Below are 21,517 nucleotides of genomic sequence, written 5' to 3' on the forward strand. Positions count from 1 at the left end.
TGAATTAATTATTCAGATTAATTAGTTCGTGAAGCACATGGGCAATCTTGTCTATGTGCTTTTTTATTGAAATTTTGATAATTTTCGAAAAAACGGCTTTTTGCGATTTTTTTGTTGGTAAAAAATTAGTTGCTTTTCAGCTGAAATAAAGTCAATTTGCTAAAATCATTGTTTAGCGTTAAAGAGTTAAAGGCAGTTGTTTAGCTTTTCGGATAACGAAAAAGCAAAGGGCGCTAATAATTTGAAGAGGTTGTGACAAAAGTCTTGTCACAACCTCTATTTCTGAATAAACGGTATGACAGAAGCAGCTTCTTCGGAAATAAGACGAAATTCTCCCAAATTTGAAAAACAATTTTCGGAAATTCCGCCTTATTTCTTGAAACTGGTCGCTTTTGTCACAACCTCTTCATTTAACCTGCTTTGCTTTTTTGATACTATTTTTTGGTGCTTAATGAAAATGGTAAATCTGCGGCAGTATGTTCTTTTGGATTTGGCACGATTCCTAAGGTAAAGTCAATGGTGCCTCCGTTGATTAATTCTTCATGGGTGAAGAAAAGTTTTTCTGCTACATCCCCATTGAATTTTGTTGCTTGTAAAAATAGTTGTTGGGGGTGATTTGGTGTGGCGTTAATCGTTAATGTTTTGCCACTTGATAATTTTAGCGTGGCTTTTTTGACTAAAGGCATACCAATCACATATTCGCCAGTACCAGGACTGACAGGATAAAAACCAAGTGAGTTAAAGATATACCAACCGGCCATGCTGCCGTTGTCTTCGTCGCCGGGATAACCGTCAGTAGCAGCGCTAAAACATTCTGTCAGTAAACTTTTAATTAATGGTTGGGCCATTTCGGGTTTGCCAACGTAACTAAAAAGATATGGGTAGTGAAAACTTGGCTGGTTGGAAATTGCTAACTGGCCAAACTCAATAGCGGCCATTTCGCTCATCTCATGAATTTCAAAGCCATAACCAGTCACTTCAAAATCAGGAGATTGATTACATAATTCAATCAATTTTTCAGTGAAGGCTCTATTTCCACCCATTTGATTGATTAGACCTTGGAAATCTTGATAGACCGCAAAACTACTTTGCCAAGTACTGCCTTCTGCGTAATCCTTACCCCAAGAAATCGGTGAAAATTCTTCACGGAAATTCCCTTCTTTGTCTTTTGCCCGCATAAAGCCTGTTTGGGTATCAAAAATATTTTGATAGTTCAGCGCTTGTTTGGCATAATGTTTTGCCGTTTCTTCGTCGGCTAGTGTTTGTGCTACTTGACTGATACAAAAATCACTGTAGGCATAATCTAGTGTGTGGTTAACTGATTCGTGATAATCACTTGGCACATAACCATATTTTAAATAATCCAATGTTCCTTGTCGTCCATAGTTTTGTTTGTCGCTTTGGATTGTCGCGCCTTTTTTCATCGCTTCTAAGAGGCGGGGCATCAAATCAGGACGAATGTCTTTAACCGCTGCATCGGCAATTACAGCATCAATTAAAGTACCAGGCATAAGCCCCCGTTCATCTGGTGATAACCATTTTGGTAAAAAGCCGGTTTCTTCATAGCTGGTTAAAAATCCTTCCAGCATTTCTTCGTATTTTTCTTTGGCCACAAGAGAATAAAACGGATAGACGGTTTTATACGTATCCCAAAAACCGTTATTGGTGTATAAAACGCCCGGTTTGATAGCCTTATTAAAAGTATCGTAATGAATTTTTTCCTCGTTTTCGTCTAACTCATAAAAGGTTTGCGGAAATAAGAAAATTCGATACAGATTATGGTAAAACGTTTTGGTATGAGCAGGATTTGTATGTTCAACTTGCACCCGCTCAAAGTAATTTTCCCATTCAGACTGACTAGCCGTGCGAAAATCTGCTAAGGAAAGTTCTTGTTCTCGCAGACGATTGCGTGTTGCTTGTTCAAAACTGATAAATGAAGTCCCTAAATGAAGCGTTTGCGTTTTTTCGTTGCCAAAATCAAGGACAACAAAGGTATTTTCACCAGCGACTTTTTTTAGACTTTGAATGGATTTTTCAAAGTGGATAGAGAGATAAAAAGTGAAATCATCATCTTCAGCACCGGAGAAATTGACCACACTAACTTGCAATTCATGGTCATTTAGTTGTGTAATTTCTTTTGCGCCCGGTAAAGTAAGCATTAGCCCATTTTGCGTTTTTTCATAATTAATAGCTAAAATGCCACCATACATACTAGGAACAACAGTCGAAGTAATGTTATAGCGTAATTGGCGAATAGAAAGTTCAAAAGGCCGAAAAAGCGCTTCTTCTGGTCGATAAGAACTTTGGGCGTGAAATAAAGAAACATCTGCTAGTTCGCCACTGATAGGGGTGAAAAGAACATGGGAAAAATCCCCCATCCACGGACTTGGCTGATGGGTAATGCGGTAACCTTGGAAAGTGCGGTCTTCAGGGTGAAACCACCAACTACCTTTGGCATCTGTCGTCTGGGGTGCAAAATAATTCATGCCAAAAGGAACGCCAGTATAAGGCAGGCAGTTCCCGTTTGAAAAGCTGTGTTGATTTGCAGTACCGTGACGTGTATCAATTGTTTCAATCATGCTGTAATCTCCTTTGTTGATTCCCGGACAAAAAGTGTAACCGGAATTTTTTGGCTATTTGGTTTTTGTTTGGTTTTGATCCAATTTAATAAAGCTTTACCGGCGCTCTCACCGATGGCTTTAAAGTCTTGTGAAATTGTCGTTAATGGAGGATCGACGAAAGCTGCCGCTTGGATATTATCAAATCCCACTAACGAAATATCTGCCGGAATCAAAAAGCCTGCTTGTCGTAATGTTCGCATTGCTTCAATGGCAGTAATATCATTTTCACAAACAAAAGCAGTAATTTGATTGTGTTTCACATAATCTACTAGACGTTCTTTTTCAGTAGTATCTTCTTCAAACGACGTGTGAAAAGTAATGTCATTTTCCATTAAACTTTGGATATAACCTAAGTAACGTTGCCGTGTTGATTGGGGATGGTGATGATTGCCAAATAGATAAGCGATTTTTTTGTGTCCGGCTTTCACAAGGTAATCACAGGCTTCTTTTCCACCGGCTAAGTTATCGGCTAAAAATGACGGTAACTTTAAATCGGTGACTTCTTTATCCAAAAGGACGATCGGAAAATCAGCAAAAGATAATTCAAATAGCACATCCAAATGTTGATTTTCGTCTTCGGTATAATAAATCAAGCCATCAAATTCATTTTTGATATCTTGGGTGGTGTGGGTATTTAAGAAATCATAAGTTGCAATCATCAATTCGTAGTGGGCGTCTTGCATAACGGGCAAAATACTGCCGGATAAATTGCCAATTGCAACGTCATCTGTAAAAGGGAGCAAAAGTAAAACGCGATTGGTGTTTGTGTTTTCTGTGTTTGTATTGGTGACAAAACTTCCTTTTCCTCTAGTGCGCTTAATGAGCCCTTGTTGTTCAAGTTCATTTAACGCGCGCTTTGAAGTAATCCGACTAACATGATATTGTTCTGCGAGTTCTTTTTCTGTCGGTAATTGGTCCCCTGCGGCAAGCTGTCCGCTAGCAATTTTATCTTCTAAGTCCCGTAAAATTTTTAAATATAAAGGTTCCATCTTTTTCTCCTTAATTGGTATATCATATATAGTAGTTTAGCACATATTTTTCTGCTGTAAATAAATAAAAAAACTTTTTTGAAAGCGTAGACATATTGCGGTAAGTGCTATATAATCGGTTCATCAATAAAGATATATCATTTATCAAAGGAGCAAGCAAGTATGACTTATAAAGATATACCAAGATCAATTCAACAATTTATGGATGAAATTACCGCCAAATGTGGCAAAGAACATGCCGATTGGGCAGAAAATTTTAATGCAGCCTTTGCCAACACGTTACTAACAACTGTTAAACGTCATGATGACGGCACTACTTTTTTATTAACTGGTGATATTCCAGCGATGTGGTTACGGGATTCTACCGCTCAAGTACGGCCTTATCTAGTTGTTGCCAATGAGGATGAAGATTTAGCAGCGATGATTTCTGGTTTAGTAAAAAAACAATTTTATTATATTAATATCGATCCTTATGCGAATGCGTTTAATGAAGAAGCAAATGGAGCCGGTCACCAAAGCGATCATACTAAAATGAATGACTGGATTTGGGAACGAAAATATGAAATCGATTCCTTATGTTATCCAGTACAACTAGCGTACTTGCTTTATAAAAATACTGGCAGAACCGACCAATTTAATGAAGATTTTGTTTCCGGGGTAGAAAAAATCTTAACCGTCTTTACGACAGAACAAGATCATAATAACTCTCCTTATACTTTTGTCCGCGATACCGATCGTAAAGAAGATACCTTGATTAATGACGGTAAAGGTGCTGAAGTGGTTCCAACTGGTATGACATGGTCAGGTTTTCGACCAAGTGATGATGCTTGCCAGTACGGCTATTTAGTTCCTTCCAATATGTTTGCTGTTGTTATCTTGGGTTATTTAGAAGAAATTTTCAGCACGGTTTTAACAGATGAAGAGATTGTTGCCTGGGCGCATAAATTAAAAGTTGAAATTGAAGCTGGCATTAAAGAACACGGACGAATCACAAATAAAGCCGGAGAAACTATTTTTGCTTACGAAGTTGACGGCAAAGGTAATGGAACAATTCAAGATGACAGTAATGTTCCAAACTTAATTTCAGCTCCTTATTTGGGTTATGGCACGATGGAAGACCCACAATATTTGGCAACACGTAAAACATTATTAAGTAAAGAAAATCCTTATTTTTATGAAGGCGAATTTGCTAAAGGAATTGGTTCTTCTCATACACCAGAAAATTATGTTTGGCCAATTGCGATGGCAATGGAAGGCATGACTACAACGGATAAAGCTGAAAAAGAGCGCATTTTAAATCAATTAGTTGCAACCGATGCTGGTACGCATTTAATGCATGAAGGATTTAACGTGGATGATCCAACCCAATACACCAGAGAATGGTTCTCTTGGGCGAATATGATGTTTTGTGAATTAGTAATGGATTATTTTGATATTCAAGTGAAAAAATAAGCAGATCAGGCGGCTAACATGCTGGCCGCCTACTTTTAGGAGACGGATGTAATGAAGAAAAAAGTATATATCATTTCCCATAGTCACTGGGATCGTGAGTGGTACATGGCCTATGAGCAACACCATATGCGTTTGGTGACTTTAATGGACGATTTATTAGAATTGTTTGAAACAGATCCAGATTTTAATAGTTTTCATTTAGATGGCCAAACCATTATCTTAGATGACTATTTACAAGTGCGACCTGAAAAAAGAGAAGCAGTCCAAAAAGCCATTGATGCCGGAAAATTACGCATTGGACCATTTTATATTTTGCAAGATGACTTTTTAACCAGTTCGGAATCTAACGTGCGCAATATGTTAATTGGTATGGAAGATAGTAAAAGATGGGGCACACCAGTTATGCTGGGTTATTTCCCAGATACTTTTGGCAATATGGGACAAACGCCACAAATGATGAAACAAGCCAATTTAGAAGCGGCGGCTTTTGGTCGTGGGGTTAAACCAATTGGCTTTGACAATCAGGTGCTTTCAGATGATAACTATACTTCACAATATTCTGAGATGAATTGGGTTGGGCCAGACGGGACGGATATTTTTGGCTTGTTGTTTGCTAACTGGTATTCAAACGGTAATGAAATTCCGGCTGAAGAGCAAGCAGCCCGCGCTTTTTGGGATCAGAAATTAGCGGATGCAGAAAAATTTGCCGCTACCAATCACTTATTAATGATGAACGGGGTTGATCATCAGCCGGTTCAAAAAGATGTTGCTAAAGCGATAAAATTAGCCAACGAATTGTACCCAGATTATGAATTTATTCATTCTAATTTCACTGATTACTTAGCAGCGGTGCAAAGCGATCTACCAGCAGATCTTGGTACTGTAAAAGGGGAATTGACCTCGCAAGAGACAGATGGCTGGTTTACATTAGCCAACACAGCTTCTGCGCGGGTTTATTTAAAACAGTGGAATACGCGCGTTAGTCGACAATTGGAAAATATAACAGAACCTTTGGCGGCTATGGCGTATGAAGTTTCTGGCAACTATCCTTTTGATGAATTGGATTACGCATGGAAAACTTTGATGCAAAATCATCCTCATGACAGTATTTGTGGCTGTTCAGTCGATGAAGTGCATCGGGAAATGATGCCACGCTTTGAAAAAGCTAATGAAGTTGGAAAATATTTGGCAGATGAAGCCACTGCGACGTTAACAAATGCCATTGATACTTCAAAATTCCCTGAAGAAAGCTTTCCATTTGTAGTTTTCAATACTGCTGGAACAACAAAAAGTGGTGTTGCAACAGTCGATATTGAAGTAAAACGGGTAACTTTTGCAGAATTATATCCTTCAAAAGGTTATGATAAATTAGCCCAAGAAACGCCACAAACGTATCATGTTATCAATCAAGCAGGTGAAATTGTGCCAGCTGTGATTAGTGAAGAGCAAATTCGTTTTGATTACGATCTACCAAAAGATCGTTTCCGCATTCCTTATATGGAAAAATATGTCACAGTAACACTTGATGTAGCAGCAATGAAAGGTTTTTCTTGGGATAGCTTTGCCTTAGTCGTTGGCAAAGAAGAAAAAGAAACGACATCATTAGTGGCAAAACACGGCCGCGTGTTAGAAAATGACTTTGTAAAAGTCGAAATTCAAGCAGACGGTAGCCTAACTTTAACCAATAAACAAACCGGTAAAACGCTAAGTGATTTGTTAGTCTTTGAAGATGTCGGTGATATTGCCAATGAATATATCTTTAAACAACCTGAAGGCGATCACGCCATTTTATCGACTTTTTTCCCACACCAAGTGGAAGTTATAGAAGATAACGCACTAGTGGCAAAAGTTCAACTAACGCATGAAATGGAAATTCCTAAATCTGCTGAAGACTCATTAGACTTAGAACAAAAGAAAGTAGTCGACTTCCGCTTCCGTAAATCAGGGCGTAGTAATGAGACAATCAGTTATAAAATCGTGACCGAAATCACATTAAATAAAAACAGTAAAATGGTGGAATTTGCAACAACGGTGAATAACCAAGCCAAAGATCATCGTTTACGGGCGTTATTCCCAACCACACTGGCTGTGTCAACTCATGAAGCTGACAGTATTTATGAAACAGTTGTCCGTCCAAATCAGGTTTCAAAACATTGGGAAAATCCAACGAATCCGCAACACCAACATGCTTTTGTCAATTTGCATGATGAAGAATTTGGACTAACAGTTTCCAATTATGGCTTAAATGAATATGAAATCGTTGACGATACTATCGCTTTAACCTTGTTACGTTGTGTGGGTGAACTGGGCGATTGGGGCTATTTCCCAACGCCAGAAGCGCAATGTCTGGGTGAACATACTTTTAATTATGGCATTGAACTTCATGGTGCACCAGAGACGCGCTTTGCTAGTTATAAACGCGCTCACAGTGCGCAAGTGCCGTTAAGTGTCAAACAAACGAGTGTCCATAGCGGAAAACTTGAAACCAGTCAGACATTTGTAGAAATTGCTGGTGATAAATTTGAACCGACAGCTTTAAAACGTCGTAAAAATGATGATGCGCTAATTTTAAGAGGCTATAACTTAAGTAACGATGAAGAAGAATTGATGCTTAAAAAAGGTGAGCAATCACCAAATCAAACGCTAAATCTATTAGAAGAACCACTAAAAGAATACAGCAACCGATTACAGCCGTATGAAATTCGCACTGTTGAATTTTAAAATTAAAACACCTGTCTAATTAAAACTCTGCGCTTTGTCGCTACTTTTGTTGGAGCATTACTTCCAGCGCTCTTACTAGTAGTGAAAGTGCGGAGTTTTTATTTAAAAAAGACAGCGCAGTTATGAAAATTTTATTTTAGTGGCTAAAAGGGAGGATACTTATTAGTAGCAATGAACCGCAGGTGAAAGAAAAATCATTTTTCGCCACAAAAAACAGCGGTCTGCTGGTAAAAAGAAAACAAATTTTGTCATAAATAAAAAAACGAACTAAATTGCTTAAATCCCGGTAAATTTTTCTGTAATTTTAAGACAAAAATAACGCACCTTTATAAGAAAGGCTTTTCGCTTTTATAAGTTGACAGCCCTTACTACAAACATTAGAATAAAGTTGTGTCTAAAACACATATGCATGTAGGCATATTGATAATTTCAGATTAAAGTTTATCAAAAAACTACGAACAATAATTGAATAAGGATAGTACGGAGGTGGATCTATTGACTTTAATGTATATTCTCCTCGCTATCATCGGTTTAATTGTCGGTGTTTTATTAGGGCTGTCCGTTGCGAAATCTCGTCACGAAAAAGAGATCGCAGGGGCTCAAAATTCTGCTCAAGGGATTTTAGCTAGTGCGCAAAAAGAAGCGGAAACTCTAAAAAAAGAAGCCTTGTTAGAAGCTAAGGAAGAAAATCAGAAGTATCGTGCAGAAATTGAAAGTGAGTTGAAGGAAAGCAAACTTGAATTAAAAACCCAAGAAAATCGCTTGCTCCAAAGAGAGCAGCTGCTTGATCGCAAAGACGACTCAATTGAAAAACGCGAAAACTCACTGGAAGAAAAAGAAACCAAACTTAGTGCGAAACAGCAATTAATTGACGAGCGAGAAAATGAAGTCGAAAAATTAATCGAAGGACAACAGCAAGAGTTAGAAAAAATCGCTGCTTTGTCCCGTGATGAAGCCAAAGAGATCATCATGAAATCAACCGAAGAAGAGTTGAATCACGAGTTGACCTTAATGGTAAAAGAGTCTGAGCAAAGAGCGAAGGAAGAAGCGGATCGTAAAGCCAAAAACTTATTATCCCTTGCCATCCAACGTTGTGCTGCAGATCAAGTTTCTGAGATGACGGTCTCTGTTGTTTCATTGCCAAACGATGAAATGAAAGGACGAATCATTGGTCGTGAAGGCCGAAACATTCGTACGCTAGAGACGTTAACAGGGATTGATTTGATTATCGATGACACACCAGAAGCAGTGGTATTGTCAGGATTTGATCCAATTAGACGGGAAATTGCCCGCATGACATTGGAAAAACTAATCCAAGATGGTCGGATTCATCCAGCCCGGATTGAAGAAATGGTGGAGAAATCTCGTAAAGAAATGGATGAACGTATCCGTGAATACGGGGAAGAAGCAGCCTTTGAAGTGGGCGCACACACCTTGCATCCAGATCTAATTAAGATTTTAGGACGCTTACATTTCCGTACCAGTTATGGTCAAAATGTTTTGAACCACTCCATTGAAGTTGCTAAATTATCAGGTATCTTAGCTGCTGAACTTGGTGAAGATGTCCAGCTTGCCAAACGGGCAGGATTGCTTCACGATATCGGGAAAGCGCTAGACCATGAAATTGAAGGCTCTCATGTGGAAATCGGGGCAGAACTTGCCGCTAAGTACAAAGAAAACCCTGTTGTAATTAACGCCATCGCTTCACACCATGGCGACACAGAAGCAACTTCTGTAATCTCTGTCTTAGTAGCCGCTGCTGATGCTTTATCTGCTGCCCGTCCAGGTGCTCGCAGTGAATCATTAGAAAACTACATTAAACGCCTAGAAAACTTGGAAAACATCTCCAATAGCTTCCCAGGTGTTGAATCAAGCTTCGCAGTCCAAGCTGGTCGTGAAGTACGTGTGATGGTTAAACCAGAAGAAATCTCTGATTTAGAAGCGGTGCGCTTAGTCCGCGATATCCGTAAGAAAATTGAAGATGAATTGGATTATCCAGGTCACATTAAAGTAACTGTTATTCGTGAAACACGGGCGACAGATTACGCAAAATAGAAATTGTAAAAGCCGCGCCCGTTAATTTCGGGCGTGGCTTTTTTTAGCTAGAAAAAAAGATAGGGAATAGAAAATAAGCGCAAATGGTTTTTACCGGTTTATTTTACTTTTAGCATAATTTAGTGGATCAATCTTGTTAGCGTAAAAATTAGTGATACTACTAGTAAAATTGTTTTTTCTGTCTGCGCTATTTTAGTCGAATATGCTATATTTAATGCGGGTAGTTAGGGGGTAAATGATGGATATCTATTCTTTGTTGGACAAAAATGATCAAGTGGAGCTAAAGATTTTTAACGAGTTACTAAAAGGGGATATGCACCATGAAATTGCAGTTATAAGAAAGAATTTGGGGTTAACTCGGCCGCGTTTTAACGATCGCTTAGAGGGTTTAAGGCAACGCTTGATGGCTATATCTGAACAGATCACACTAGATAAAGTAAATGGTGAAGAGGTTGTTTTAAGATTACCACTTTATTTTAATACGAGTGATGTTTATTTTATTTACTTAAAAGAATCAATAAATTATCAAATTTTATATCGTTTATATGAGCGGGGCAAACTTGATCTTTTTACCGTGATCGAAGAATTATTTCTCAGTGAATCGGCCTATTATCGACGAATTAGAGAAATAAACGAAGTGCTTATAGAATTTGATCTAAAAATTGTAAACGGTATTTTAAAAGGAGATGAATTGCAAATTCGTTATTTCTTTTTCAATCTTTTTTGGTACTTTTTTCCGTTAACAATCGTAGTGGAAAACAATACAGATCCTACGATCAAAAATTTAATCACAATTATTGAAAATCAAACGGAGTTGAAATTTAGTTTTTTTGATTATCAAAAACTATTTTTGTGGTTAAAGATTACCTTAAAACGAATTAATCATCCTGAAAAGCAGCCTAGTAGTGTAGTGGAATATCATTTGATGGTCTTAAGGGAACGGGAAAGTTATCGGCAAACGAAAAATATTTATTTCCGCTTTTTAGCGCGTTTAGCTCTTCCTTTTCAAGATGAAGAAGTTTTATATGTGTATCTCTTTTTATTGAGCCAGTTTATTTTACCGATAAAAGCTGATTTTTTTGCAGATGTATTTACCGTAGTAAGTCCTAAGGTAAAACCTGTTTTAACGGAAATGGAGGATTATCTTTATTCTATTTTCAATCGTGCTGCTCTTGATGAAGAGGTCAAAGAGAAGGTCCGTTACACGTTAATCAATATTATTTATACAGAGATTTTTTTTACCGGTTTTTCTGTTTATTTTGATGAAGAAAAATTACAAGATGTCGGCCAAGAGATTGTATCCTTGCCTTTTGATGAATATGTTGATAAGTTATATGAGCTTTTACAGAATATTTACCGCCATGTAAAAAAACAGCGACGCATCCTAAAACAAGCTGAAATGAAGAAAAATCAAGCTCTTATTTTTCGCTTACTTTGTTTATTATCTTATGTTGATAAAATCAGTACGCCACGCTTTTTAATTGGTTTTGATTATTATGGGGATGATTTACTAAAAGAATTGAGTTATGAAGTATCAGTAGATTTATTAAAGCAAGACCCGCTCATTATCGCAGAACCGTATAACGCTACTACAGATTATGATTTAGTATTAACCAACTCCGATGTTAATAAGCAAAATTATTTAGCGCCGACGTATGTATTTTCAGAAGTATTAACACCAAAGGAGGTGCGCTATCTGCGTAAAATTATTAAAAAAATGCACTTAAAAAAAGTTCAAACAGTAAGGAGTTAATCATGCGTACAATAATAATCGGTGCTTCTCATAGTGGTATTCAGGCAGCACGAACGTTAAAAAAACTACAACCGGAAATGGATGTGGTTCTTTTAGAAAAAACACAGACGATTGGTTTTTTCTCCAGTGGCCTAAATTATATGCTGACTAATAAAATACAAGATTTGCAGGAAAGTCGTGCTATTTCACCACAAGCATTATTAGATGAAGGCATTAATTTGGTTCGCTTAGCGGAAGTCACTAAGATTGATCCAGTAAAAAAAGTAGTTTTTTATACATACGGAAAAGAAGTAGCGGAGCATGTGGCCTATGATTTTTTAATTTTAGCAATGGGATCCACCCAAGCTGCTTTAAAGACGCCAGGTAGTGATTTTGGTAATATTTTAAGTTATAAAAATATCACCCAAACGCAAAAATCTCTGGCTATTTTAAAACAAAGTCATGAAGTTACCATCGTAGGTACGGGCTATATTGGAATGGAACTGGCGTATGCTTTAAGTAAGCAAAACAAAAAGGTTCATCTGATAGAACAAATGGAAAATATTTTGTTTCGCTATTTTGATAGTGAAATGGTCACTTCGGTACTAGCAGATTTGCCCTCTAATATCCAGCTACATTTGAACACCACGCCATTGTCTTTTACAGGGGTGAATGGCAAAGTGGAAGAAACAAATTTATCAAATGGGGCTACAATTCAAAATGATGCCGTTGTACTGGCGATTAATGCACGGCCGAATACGAGTTTGGTACAAGAATTTCTGACGCTTAACATTGACGGTACAGTTGCTGTAAACGAATTTTTACAAACTAATTATGCTGACATTTATGCTATTGGGGACTTAATTCAAGTACCGATTCATGGAACCAATACAGCAATTTATATGCCTTTGGTTAATCATGCAATTCGAACAGGAATTGTCGCCGCTGAAAATATCGTGTATCAAAATACGATTAAACTAAAACCAACGAAAAAAACAAGCGTTACCCAACTTGGTTCTTTTTACTTATCGCGAACTGGAATCACGCAAGAAGAAGCGCCTTATTATAATAAAAAAGTGGTTGCTGTTACGCAACAATTTGAAGACTATGGTTTTGAACAAAACTTTTCCCAGCGACCGCTATTAAAACTCATTTTTGAAGAAAAGGAACTGAAATTAATTGGCGCCCAGTACATCAGTAAGTTTCCCCGTTTGGAATTTATTAATCTGCTAGCAGAATTTATTGAAAAAGATGAAACTGCGCTGACTCTAAGTCAAATGGAGGCATTCTTTAATCCGTTGTTTTCTGCCCCCCTTCATTATGTGCAACAACTGGCTTTACAAATCTTAGCTGAAAACAATTAAACATCATTGATTATATTGCTACTTATCTCGTAAAAAGGATGTGACAGAAGCTGCTTTTGTCACACCGTTTATTTGGAAATAGAAGATATGACAAGACTTTTGTCATATCTTCTATTTTTTTGTGGATAAATAAACAGATTTAAAATGTAACTTTTGTTTAAAGAAGCTGCAAAAATTGGTGTAGCTATTTTCTTAAATTCCTTTTTATTTCTTGCAGCTGACTATTTCTGTTACCCACGCATTGTGACGATAAAAAATTAGAGCGGTAGATGAAGATGAGTTCAGTTTCTTTTGTTACGAAGTGTTTTGATGTATACCAATTTTTTATCCTGTTTTTTTTGTGTTTTATTTTTGAAATAAAATTTAAATTTCTTTATTTTTTGCTTTTTTTAAATAAAAAAAACAAAACTTTGACAAAGTTATTTTGATGCGTCGATTTTTGACAGGAATTCGAAATGAAAAGGTTTTACTATATGCGTGTAGACCAATAGACAAAAGGGGGGATGGCAATGAAAAAGAACATTATTAATTTACGGAAAGTTTTTATTCTACTGGCAACAGTAATAATGCTTGCACCTATCTTTTTCATGACTGCTGTCAAAGTCAGCTATGCCCAAGAGACAACGGTAAAAAGTGAAGAGACAAAAGATAATTTGTCTAACACGACACTGGAAACAACTCAGAAAACAGAACAACCACCTAAGCTGACAGAAAGTGCTACTTCTAGTGATATGGCAGAAAAAGAGGCAACGGAGGTAAGTGAAGAAGCGACCAAAACCACTGAAGAAACAGCGACAAAAAGCAGTGATACTACTAAAACAAAAACTTCCGCTGAATTAGCTCCTGACGTATTGGAGAAACTAAAAGCGTATTTGCCAACTGCAGAAATTCGCTATCAAGATGGCACGTTAACGATTCAATTGGCCAGTGGAGAGCAATCAGATTATGCCAAATCACTGATTCAGCAATTAGCGATTCAAGTTCCTGTGGAAATTACGGCAAAGCTAGCGACTACGGGCAATCAATCAGATGCTTATAAAGCAGGCTATCAATTTTTCAACGATGATATGACTGCGCAGGCTGATAAAAACATCATTATTCCGCTTGTTGCAAAAATTTTTACGGGGAATTTGCCTTTAGTTGCAAAGTTAATGGATAGAGCAAAAATTAATAGTGTTACAGATGTCCAAGATATTATTGATGGAATGAAAAATGCTTATAATCGAGTTCAATACCCGAGCATTTTGCGTCCAGATCAAGTCTATTGGCGAAAAAGTACGCAAAAATATGTTTTTTCTGACTGGTTTAAGATCGATTCTGACTATCAATTAATAGGTAATATTTGGAATGATGATTTTCGCAACGGTTACTTGGCTGCGATGGTGGATTTTAAAACGGAAATGAATAAATTTTTGCAACATATCACCACCCAAGCCCAAATCGATCAAGATTTAGTCGCTAATAATGCAACATATCGGCCACCTTCAACCGATAGTTCAGGTTTTGGTGGAAATATTGCCAATCTTATTAAGGCGTTAACAGAATTGTGGACAAACTATAATGAAGCGCCACTAGATAAAAATGGGACACAAGTTTTTGTGTACACCCCAACACCAGGCATTAATGCTGATACCCAAGATGCCGTTTCTAAAACGGTTAGAAGTTTACTGGTGATGATTGGTTTAATTATCCCAACGGTGCAAAACAAATTAATTAAACAAGTTTTAGAAGACCCAAGAGCTATTGGGGGTGAAGCAGGTGTTTTCTTAGGGGATAACGATACATTAGCTGGTGCGATGGTAATTGGGGGTAAATCCCTTTCAGATATTTTAGGTTATATGGGTTTTGCCGATGCAATTAATAGTACTGTCGCAAATACAATTTATCTAGGAATAAGAGATGCAATTAAAAGTGCTTTAGTAAATGCTTTGTTAGAAGGTGAAAAAGAAAATATTAAAAATCTGATTTCCGGAACCAAGTTTACTAATAAGGGCTGGCAGTTAGATCAAACGCGAAAAAAAGGGGAAACGCTCGCCCTTGCTAAAGATGTGGGGTTCTCCTTAACGAATACTTACGTGAAAGAACTGCGCAATATTGCGATTCAAAGTGCCATAAAAAAACAAAAAATGAGTAATACGGATCTTTTTACTTATTTGAATACGAATGTTACCGCCTTTAAAACAGAGGCAGCGGGTAAAAACCGGATTATGTCAGACGGTGGGAAAGCAGCGCGGGAACTCTTATATGTCATTTATGAAGGCGAATATGAAGCAATCACAAAAGCCATAACAGATTATAAGGCAAGGCCTGCAGAAGATCCTGAAGCATTAGCAGCTAGCCAAAAATTTTATCTGACACTGCCTTTTTCAGATGAAAAAATTGAAGTTATCGACTATCAAATCATCAGAAAATGGCTCTTTGAAGCAGGACTTGCCCGGGTAAAAGAAGGCATTGTGGCAGCAGATTTGAAATCGCATCAACAGTTGGACGCAAATGTGACTAAACTGGATCAAACGCCAGCTGATAAACTATTAACTGTCGCAGACAAACAAGTATTTGATCAAAATACACTTTACGACTGGTCAGAGGCTCAAAAATTTACCAATAACGCTCTAACTCCTTTAAGACCGACATTAGTTGAAATTGTCAAAGACGCTTATCAATATGGCTATAACAGTGAAACTGTAAAGGTGAATAAATCATTTGAAGCTGGAGAAGTTTCTTTTCAAAAACAAAGTCAAGCAATGATAACAGAAGAATATCTTACAAACGGGCCATTAGCTATTGATTTAAACAACGATTTTGAAGTAGACGGTTTTAAATATAATCAAAAATCTGATCAAAGTGGTCGGATCATAAAAGGACAAAATCAAGATGAATTTTTACAAGGGACAATTGATGGAAAAGTAGTGCCGTTAAGTGGCGTGTCCTACGTCGATGGCGTGAAAAAAGCTGCAAAAGAACAAACGGTCACAATAAAATTTCAAGTTACAGGTGTGGCAGGTCAAGAAGATGAATTTCAAACAGAAGCTGATGCTGGGAAAATCATTGATAAAAGTGAAGTTGGTGGAAAATATGTGGCTACTTTAGTTCCGTTTACTCGTTTTGTAACACTAGCACAAAATAAAATTAGTGTAGCATATCCACAAATTGACGGTTGGGAAGTAGCACTTAAAGCAGCTGATAAGCGGTTTGAAACTGCGTTAAATGATCAAACAGTCATAAAAAATCCTACTGGAGAATTTGATCCCTACGACAAAGTTGGCGGTAATAGTGTTGGCTATAAATTACAAAATATTTTGAAAGAACAGCCGACCGTTGCTTATTCCAAACTGATTACTCCGGTCATTAGTACTTTGAATTTAACGGGAAACGATGATAAAGGCTATGTCGTCTCAGGGCAAGTAACGACTCATGAACGAACTGTGATTAACTTTAAACGCACGTCTACAGGTGATGCAATCGCACAAGTTACGCCAGATGCAAGTGGACAATTCTCGATGCAGTTGACAAAAGATCAAGTAGAAACAGTCGGGGACAAGAAACAGATTCTTGCGATTGCTACTTTTGAAAACAAATACGGAACACTTACAAAAAGCGCTGAAAAACAAGCGGAGCTCGCGACAAAAATAGCGGTTCAAATGGGCTTTAATCCAGAACTGACAGATAAAAAAATCAACCGGTCAACAACTACACTAGGCTTTTTACCAAAGATTGATTTTTATCATAAAGTCGATAGCCAAGGCGAAAGTCACCCACTGACGTTCTATGTTCGTAACCTGCAAACTGGTGTACAAAACAGATTCGATGCAAAAGAAGGATTGACGCAACTGATGCTTCCTTTAATAGTGGATGGTAAACCATTTGTCACTGAAGGTGATAATACCCTTGTAATTGAAGCTTTCGCAGAGATAGATAAACAAAATGTACTCGTTTCGGATGAACCATTAATCATTCAAGTTACTTACGTAAATGAAAGTTTAACATTTGATGTAACAACAACCGATGATGCTAACACTTTAAAATGGACCAAGCGTGTTATTGCATTGCCGGGAACCATTTTTAAACGCGATGCAGGAAATAAATTGAAAATTAAAGTAGCGGATAAACGGCTACCAGAAAAACAAAATAAATGGGCGCTCTATGCGACTGCTAATCCAGTTAATAATCTGGAGCTAACCTTTAATGGCCAGAAGCTTTCTAGTGCAAGCACGTTAATCTTAACAGGAACAGACAGTCAAAATGAACAAGAAATTGAAAAAAATACAATCATTACCAAAAAGACTTTTGCTGAAGACGAAGGCATCTTATTAACAAGTGAAAAAGGAATTGCAATCGGGAATTATGCAAGCAAAAATGACACTGCCCCGACAGTGAACTGGGCGCTGGTCAATACATTTACAGCGGAATAGAGGTGAAAAAAATGAAAGGGAAAGTACTTATCCTGCTAGGGTTTTCGTTTTTGTTCTTGTCACTTGGCGTGTTAGAAGGGAATGCACAAGTAAACCAACAAGTACAAAAAAATGTTCCGATTGTGCTAACCGATGATAAAAGCGAGGATCTTAGTACAAATGGTTCGCCTCACAATGATTACGATCATGATCCAAAAGAAAGAGGCGATCCCAAAGAGTCTACGCTGCTAACAGAAATTAGAAAAAAAGTGGGGATAAAATATACGCGTTATCCTCAAACCAACGAAATACACAGCTTTTTAATTTCGTTTGTTGGGACGTGGGTGCTTTTGATTGCTTTTTATCTATTTTTTAAACGCAGGAAGGATGTGGAAGATGAGAATTAAACATTTTCTTTTAACACTCCTGCTAGGTGCTACTTGTCTGTTAGTACCACTAGTAACAGAGGCGGCAAGTGAAAGCACGCCCATTCAAGTAGAAATAAAAGCAAATAATTTAAGGTTAGGCAAAATACAGGCACCAGCTTTTGGTGAGCATTCTATTTCCAAAAAATACAAACAATATCAAGCTACTAAAGACCTACTTATTCAAATTGTGGATGAAAGAAAAACGCCAAAAAAATCTTGGCAAATTTACTATCAGTTAAGTGACTTTTATAACCAAGGCGCAAATAGTTTTGCAGCTGAACTGACGTTAGGAAAAGGTACATTACAAAGTCTAACTAAAGAGCAGCTGGCAACAATTCATCCTCTGCATATTAAAACAGGAGCGACTAAAACGAGTCTGGTTGCCTTTAATAGTACGTCAAAAAAAGCAACCACGCGCTATGAAATAACGATTCCTAAAAAAGCTATTTACTTAACTATCCCAGCAAATATTAAAGCTGGAACATATCAAGCAACACAAACGATTACTTTACAAGATGTACCACAACAAAAATAACAATTATTTGGAGGAAACAACCATGAAAACAATTAAAATTATTACACTTAGCGCCGTAACCATTCTTGCTACTATTGCTGTTGCATTACCTGCACATGCAGACGAAATTACAAATAGTAAAAAAGCAACACCAACAGAAGTGCAAATTACAGATGCGACAGATCCTAAAGATCCTCTAGATCCAGAAGATCCCGAGAAGCCAGTTGATCCAAACCAGTCTCACTTAGTATTAAATAAAGTACCTTCAGCTTACAAATTTACTTCTACAGTTTCAAATGAAAAATATAGCATTACGGATGGTCAAATTGATGATGGGGTAATTGAAGTGTTTAATGACCGCACAAATCGCGAATGGTCTGTTAAAGCGAGCGTAGCTGAAAATAAATTATCATTAAATACGAATACATTTGCTGTAAGTAGTTTTAAATTAAATGATGAAGAAATTGTCGGCACTGGTGCCACAGGAGTAGTCTTCAATTCAGCAGATACTGATGGTATTGCTGGTACGAAAACAAAAACTGTAGACAATATATCTATTAGTTTCACAGATCCAAACGGTGTTTTAAAAGATGGCGATACAATTAATGGACTTATTAACTATCAATTATTTAATACAGTGAGTCCTAACTAACATAGCAAAATATTAACATGGGGGAATAAGAGATGAAACGGATTAGTTATTTGTTAAGTGTAGTACTGGTGATTCTAAGCGGCTTTATTTTTAAAGAAGATGCCTGGGCAGCAGCAGGAAATGTTGGGTTTAATATTGAGGCGGTGCTACCGGAAAATCAAGTGGACAAAACGCAAAGCTATTTTGATTTAAGGGTAAAACCTGCTACCAGCCAAAAGATCCAAGTTGCTGTCAACAACACTTCCGCTGTAGAAAGTGAGTATGCCGTTCATGTGAATCAAGCTTATACAAATACCAATGGTTTCATTGATTATGCCCAAACAGATGCGCCACTAGATTCTTCTGTACCGTTTCTTTTAAAAGATGTTATCGAGTATCCAGCTAAAATAAAAGTGGCCGCTAAAAAAACAGAGTTTCTCACTTTAACGTTGAACATCCCAAAGGAAAGTTTTAAAGGACAAGTTTTAGGTGGTATTCAAGTAACAAAACTAACTGATGAAAAAGAAGATGCCATTACCAACCAATACAGTTATGTTATTGGGCTTAATTTGACAGAATCAGATGCACCAGTTAAACGCAATTTGGAATTAGTATCAGTTAAGCCTGCCGTCTCATTTGAAAAAACTAGCGTTGTCGCCAAATTAAAAAATCCTGTTGCAGAAGCGATGGGACATTTGAAATACGTGGGCACTGTCGTTGCAAAGAAAGATAATCAGACAGTCAAAAAAATTAACTACGATAATGAGATGTCGATTGCACCAAACTCTGTTTACGATTTTGCGATTGATTGGGATAATGAGCCACTAGTAGCAGGAGAGTATACACTACATTTAACCGTCTCGGATGCTTTAAAAAATAGTTGGCAATTTGATCAAGATTTTACGATTACCAAACAGGAAGCTAGTGCCATCAATCAAGCCACCATCAATCGTACAAATCAAAATAAATTACCTTTGTGGGTATTTATTATCATTGGTATCTTACTAGCGTTGCTGTTGTTTTTCATTATTCTTTTAATAATGAAACGAAAAAAAGAGCAACAGATGATTTCCAATTGATTTTCTTAAATTGTTCCCCAAATAAAGAGAGCGCTCATCCCCCGAGCACTCTCTTTATTTTTTACACGATTAAACGCCATTTTTTTGCATAAAATAATGCATTAACACTTGGTAAAGATGGGGGAAATTTTTGTTGCCAGTGCCGTGGGTCCAGTAATAAACGGGTGCTTTGGTTGGAAGGGTTGTGAGAGTTGAAATCACCAAATCGTACTCTTCTTCCTGTTGATAAAGAAAGGTATCCACAAAGCTTAGCTCTCTTAAAAAATTAAGTAAATTAAAATTTAACAGGTAATTTGGTTCGGCCGCAACCGCAACCCGTAAGCGATTTTGCGCTCTGATCCGTAAAATAAGGGGAAAGAGGATCTGACGAATCACTTTTGCTAGTGGCAAAATAGCGTTTTTGAAATACTGAAATTCAGGTAAATTCGTTTGTTCTTTCAAAAAGAGATAAAGTTTATTTTGCAGTTCTATTTCAATTTCAGTGTGTTGACTACTAGGGATAATAAAACTGACAAAATTCGGAAATGGACCATCAAAAATATAAAAAGCCAGTAGACTATTGTACAAATTCGCTAACAATAAATTTTTTATCTCAGGCGATAAACGGAGCTGTAGCGAATCAGTAATAAAAGCAACAATGCGATCGCCAAATTGCCAAACGGGGTTACTTACCGCTTGAAAAGCAGCTAAACTTTTTGTGATATTAGGATCTTTGGGATCTTCATAAAAAGGGAAAAAATTGCAAATAAAATAAATAAAGCGGGCTTCATTTTGCCCATTTTTTTGATCCAAGTCAAAAGTATCGCGAAAACGTTGTAAATCATAATGGGGATTAATTATAAATAAAAAATCCAGCCGCGCGTTTGGTGTAACAAAACGTTTTTGCTTTATTCTCGTGATTGAAACGGCACTAAAAATCGTCAACATAATATTGGTGACATAAAGCCCATGTTGGGGGAAAAAGTCGGCAAATTTTTCCACTTGTAAATGGGCCTCTTCTTTTGTCACTGTTAGTGGCCAGCTTAAGTTATGATGGCACAGATAAATAAAATAATAATAAAAAAGTCTGATTCTATCTTCTGAACCTTCCAAACAAAAATTACGATAGTTTATTTTTAGCTTGTAACTTTCTAAAAACTGACTAAACTTGCGCATTTTTCGCGATAAGGTGGAGCGGCTGATAAAATTAGTGCGGCAAAAGGCATCTAACCCCAAATCTGGTGTAATTAATGTTGCCAGTAAAAATTGATAAGGGATACTTTCATTTAAAAGCATTTCTAAATATTGATCTGGCGTAATCTGAATAGCAGATGTTAAGACACCAACATTTGGTTTCAAAAAAGATTGTGTTAAAACATTGGCATGAGATAAATCTGTTTCAATTTCTATCAGGCCTTTTGCTAACTGACTATAGCGTAATTGTGTTTCTGCCCCGATTTCTTGATACGTGTATTGCCCTGGTGGCCGCTGTAACAAACTACGGAAAATCTTCAATTTAATTAAAGTGCTGTTGTCAAAAAGCAGTTCTTCAAAAACCATT

General features: G+C 37.1%; 13 protein-coding genes. 10 read left to right on the top strand and 3 right to left on the bottom strand.

What is annotated here, in order from left to right; translation table 11 throughout:
• Positions 1-434: 434 nt before the first annotated feature.
• Positions 435-2,579 (bottom strand): GH92 family glycosyl hydrolase, encoded by a 2,145-nt coding sequence (locus RU96_RS04895; protein WP_071864420.1) that lies wholly within the window; start codon positions 2,577-2,579, stop codon positions 435-437.
• Positions 2,576-3,610: a GntR family transcriptional regulator gene (locus tag RU96_RS04900; RefSeq protein WP_071864421.1), complete on the bottom strand. Its 1,035-nt coding sequence runs from the start codon at positions 3,608-3,610 to the stop codon at positions 2,576-2,578. Before RU96_RS04900 ends, RU96_RS04895 begins: the two co-directional genes overlap by 4 nt.
• Positions 3,611-3,772: 162 nt before the next feature.
• On the opposite strand from RU96_RS04900, the gene RU96_RS04905 reads away from it, so the two are divergent.
• The 10 genes from RU96_RS04905 to RU96_RS04950 all read left to right on the top strand — a co-directional run bounded on the left by RU96_RS04905 (position 3,773) and on the right by RU96_RS04950 (position 19,977).
• Complete coding sequence (locus tag RU96_RS04905) at positions 3,773-5,062, top strand: glycoside hydrolase family 125 protein (RefSeq protein WP_071864422.1); 1,290 nt, start codon at positions 3,773-3,775, stop codon at positions 5,060-5,062.
• 51 nt (positions 5,063-5,113) lie between these two features.
• Complete coding sequence (locus RU96_RS04910) at positions 5,114-7,783, top strand: alpha-mannosidase (RefSeq protein ID WP_071864423.1); 2,670 nt, start codon at positions 5,114-5,116, stop codon at positions 7,781-7,783.
• A gap of 504 nt (positions 7,784-8,287) precedes the next feature.
• Positions 8,288-9,838 carry a ribonuclease Y gene (rny, locus tag RU96_RS04915; protein WP_071864456.1) on the top strand — a complete coding sequence of 517 codons (1,551 nt, stop codon included), beginning with the start codon at positions 8,288-8,290 and terminating at the stop codon, positions 9,836-9,838.
• Positions 9,839-10,076: 238 nt separating this feature from the next.
• Positions 10,077-11,591 (top strand): AcpB/EbpR/MafR family transcriptional regulator, encoded by a 1,515-nt coding sequence (locus RU96_RS04920; RefSeq protein WP_071864424.1) that lies wholly within the window; start codon positions 10,077-10,079, stop codon positions 11,589-11,591.
• Positions 11,592-11,593: 2 nt separating this feature from the next.
• On the top strand, positions 11,594-12,934 hold the full coding sequence (locus RU96_RS04925) for an NAD(P)/FAD-dependent oxidoreductase (RefSeq protein WP_071864425.1): 1,341 nt from the start codon (positions 11,594-11,596) through the stop codon (positions 12,932-12,934).
• A gap of 509 nt (positions 12,935-13,443) precedes the next feature.
• Positions 13,444-17,346, top strand: coding sequence for a hypothetical protein (locus RU96_RS04930; RefSeq protein WP_071864426.1), 3,903 nt, complete (start codon positions 13,444-13,446; stop codon positions 17,344-17,346).
• Positions 17,347-17,357: 11 nt separating this feature from the next.
• A complete protein-coding gene (locus tag RU96_RS04935) occupies positions 17,358-17,732 on the top strand; it encodes an LPXTG cell wall anchor domain-containing protein (protein ID WP_071864427.1) in 375 nt (124 codons plus the stop codon).
• Positions 17,722-18,288: a WxL domain-containing protein gene (locus RU96_RS04940; protein ID WP_071864428.1), complete on the top strand. Its 567-nt coding sequence runs from the start codon at positions 17,722-17,724 to the stop codon at positions 18,286-18,288. Before RU96_RS04935 ends, RU96_RS04940 begins: the two co-directional genes overlap by 11 nt.
• 22 nt (positions 18,289-18,310) lie before the next feature.
• On the top strand, positions 18,311-18,919 hold the full coding sequence (locus RU96_RS04945) for an alanine and proline-rich secreted protein Apa (protein WP_249024148.1): 609 nt from the start codon (positions 18,311-18,313) through the stop codon (positions 18,917-18,919).
• Positions 18,920-18,951: 32 nt separating this feature from the next.
• Positions 18,952-19,977, top strand: a complete 1,026-nt coding sequence (locus tag RU96_RS04950) for a WxLIP family cell surface protein (protein ID WP_071864429.1) — start codon at positions 18,952-18,954, stop codon at positions 19,975-19,977.
• A gap of 69 nt (positions 19,978-20,046) precedes the next feature.
• Here RU96_RS04950 and RU96_RS04955 read toward each other — a convergent pair whose 3' ends face one another.
• The gene (locus RU96_RS04955) at positions 20,047-21,516 is read right to left on the bottom strand and encodes a helix-turn-helix domain-containing protein (protein ID WP_071864430.1); all 1,470 of its coding nucleotides are present in this window, start codon (positions 21,514-21,516) and stop codon (positions 20,047-20,049) included.
• Position 21,517: the final 1 nt, after the last annotated feature.

Source organism: Enterococcus canintestini (assembly GCF_001885735.1).
Taxonomy (GTDB): domain Bacteria; phylum Bacillota; class Bacilli; order Lactobacillales; family Enterococcaceae; genus Enterococcus_C; species Enterococcus_C canintestini.

Excerpts from the sequence above, each read along its gene's own strand:
- RU96_RS04905 (WP_071864422.1), top strand. The coding sequence starts at position 3,773 with ATGACTTATAAAGATATACCAAGATCAATTCAACAATTTATGGATGAA.
- RU96_RS04925 (WP_071864425.1), top strand. The coding sequence starts at position 11,594 with ATGCGTACAATAATAATCGGTGCTTCTCATAGTGGTATTCAGGCAGCA.
- RU96_RS04910 (WP_071864423.1), top strand. The coding sequence starts at position 5,114 with ATGAAGAAAAAAGTATATATCATTTCCCATAGTCACTGGGATCGTGAG.
- RU96_RS04930 (WP_071864426.1), top strand. The coding sequence starts at position 13,444 with ATGAAAAAGAACATTATTAATTTACGGAAAGTTTTTATTCTACTGGCA.
- RU96_RS04955 (WP_071864430.1), bottom strand. The coding sequence starts at position 21,516 with ATGGTTTTTGAAGAACTGCTTTTTGACAACAGCACTTTAATTAAATTG.
- RU96_RS04920 (WP_071864424.1), top strand. The coding sequence starts at position 10,077 with ATGGATATCTATTCTTTGTTGGACAAAAATGATCAAGTGGAGCTAAAG.
- RU96_RS04940 (WP_071864428.1), top strand. The coding sequence starts at position 17,722 with ATGAGAATTAAACATTTTCTTTTAACACTCCTGCTAGGTGCTACTTGT.
- RU96_RS04935 (WP_071864427.1), top strand. The coding sequence starts at position 17,358 with ATGAAAGGGAAAGTACTTATCCTGCTAGGGTTTTCGTTTTTGTTCTTG.
- RU96_RS04895 (WP_071864420.1), bottom strand. The coding sequence starts at position 2,579 with ATGATTGAAACAATTGATACACGTCACGGTACTGCAAATCAACACAGC.
- rny (WP_071864456.1), top strand. The coding sequence starts at position 8,288 with ATGTATATTCTCCTCGCTATCATCGGTTTAATTGTCGGTGTTTTATTA.
- RU96_RS04900 (WP_071864421.1), bottom strand. The coding sequence starts at position 3,610 with ATGGAACCTTTATATTTAAAAATTTTACGGGACTTAGAAGATAAAATT.
- RU96_RS04945 (WP_249024148.1), top strand. The coding sequence starts at position 18,311 with ATGAAAACAATTAAAATTATTACACTTAGCGCCGTAACCATTCTTGCT.
- RU96_RS04950 (WP_071864429.1), top strand. The coding sequence starts at position 18,952 with ATGAAACGGATTAGTTATTTGTTAAGTGTAGTACTGGTGATTCTAAGC.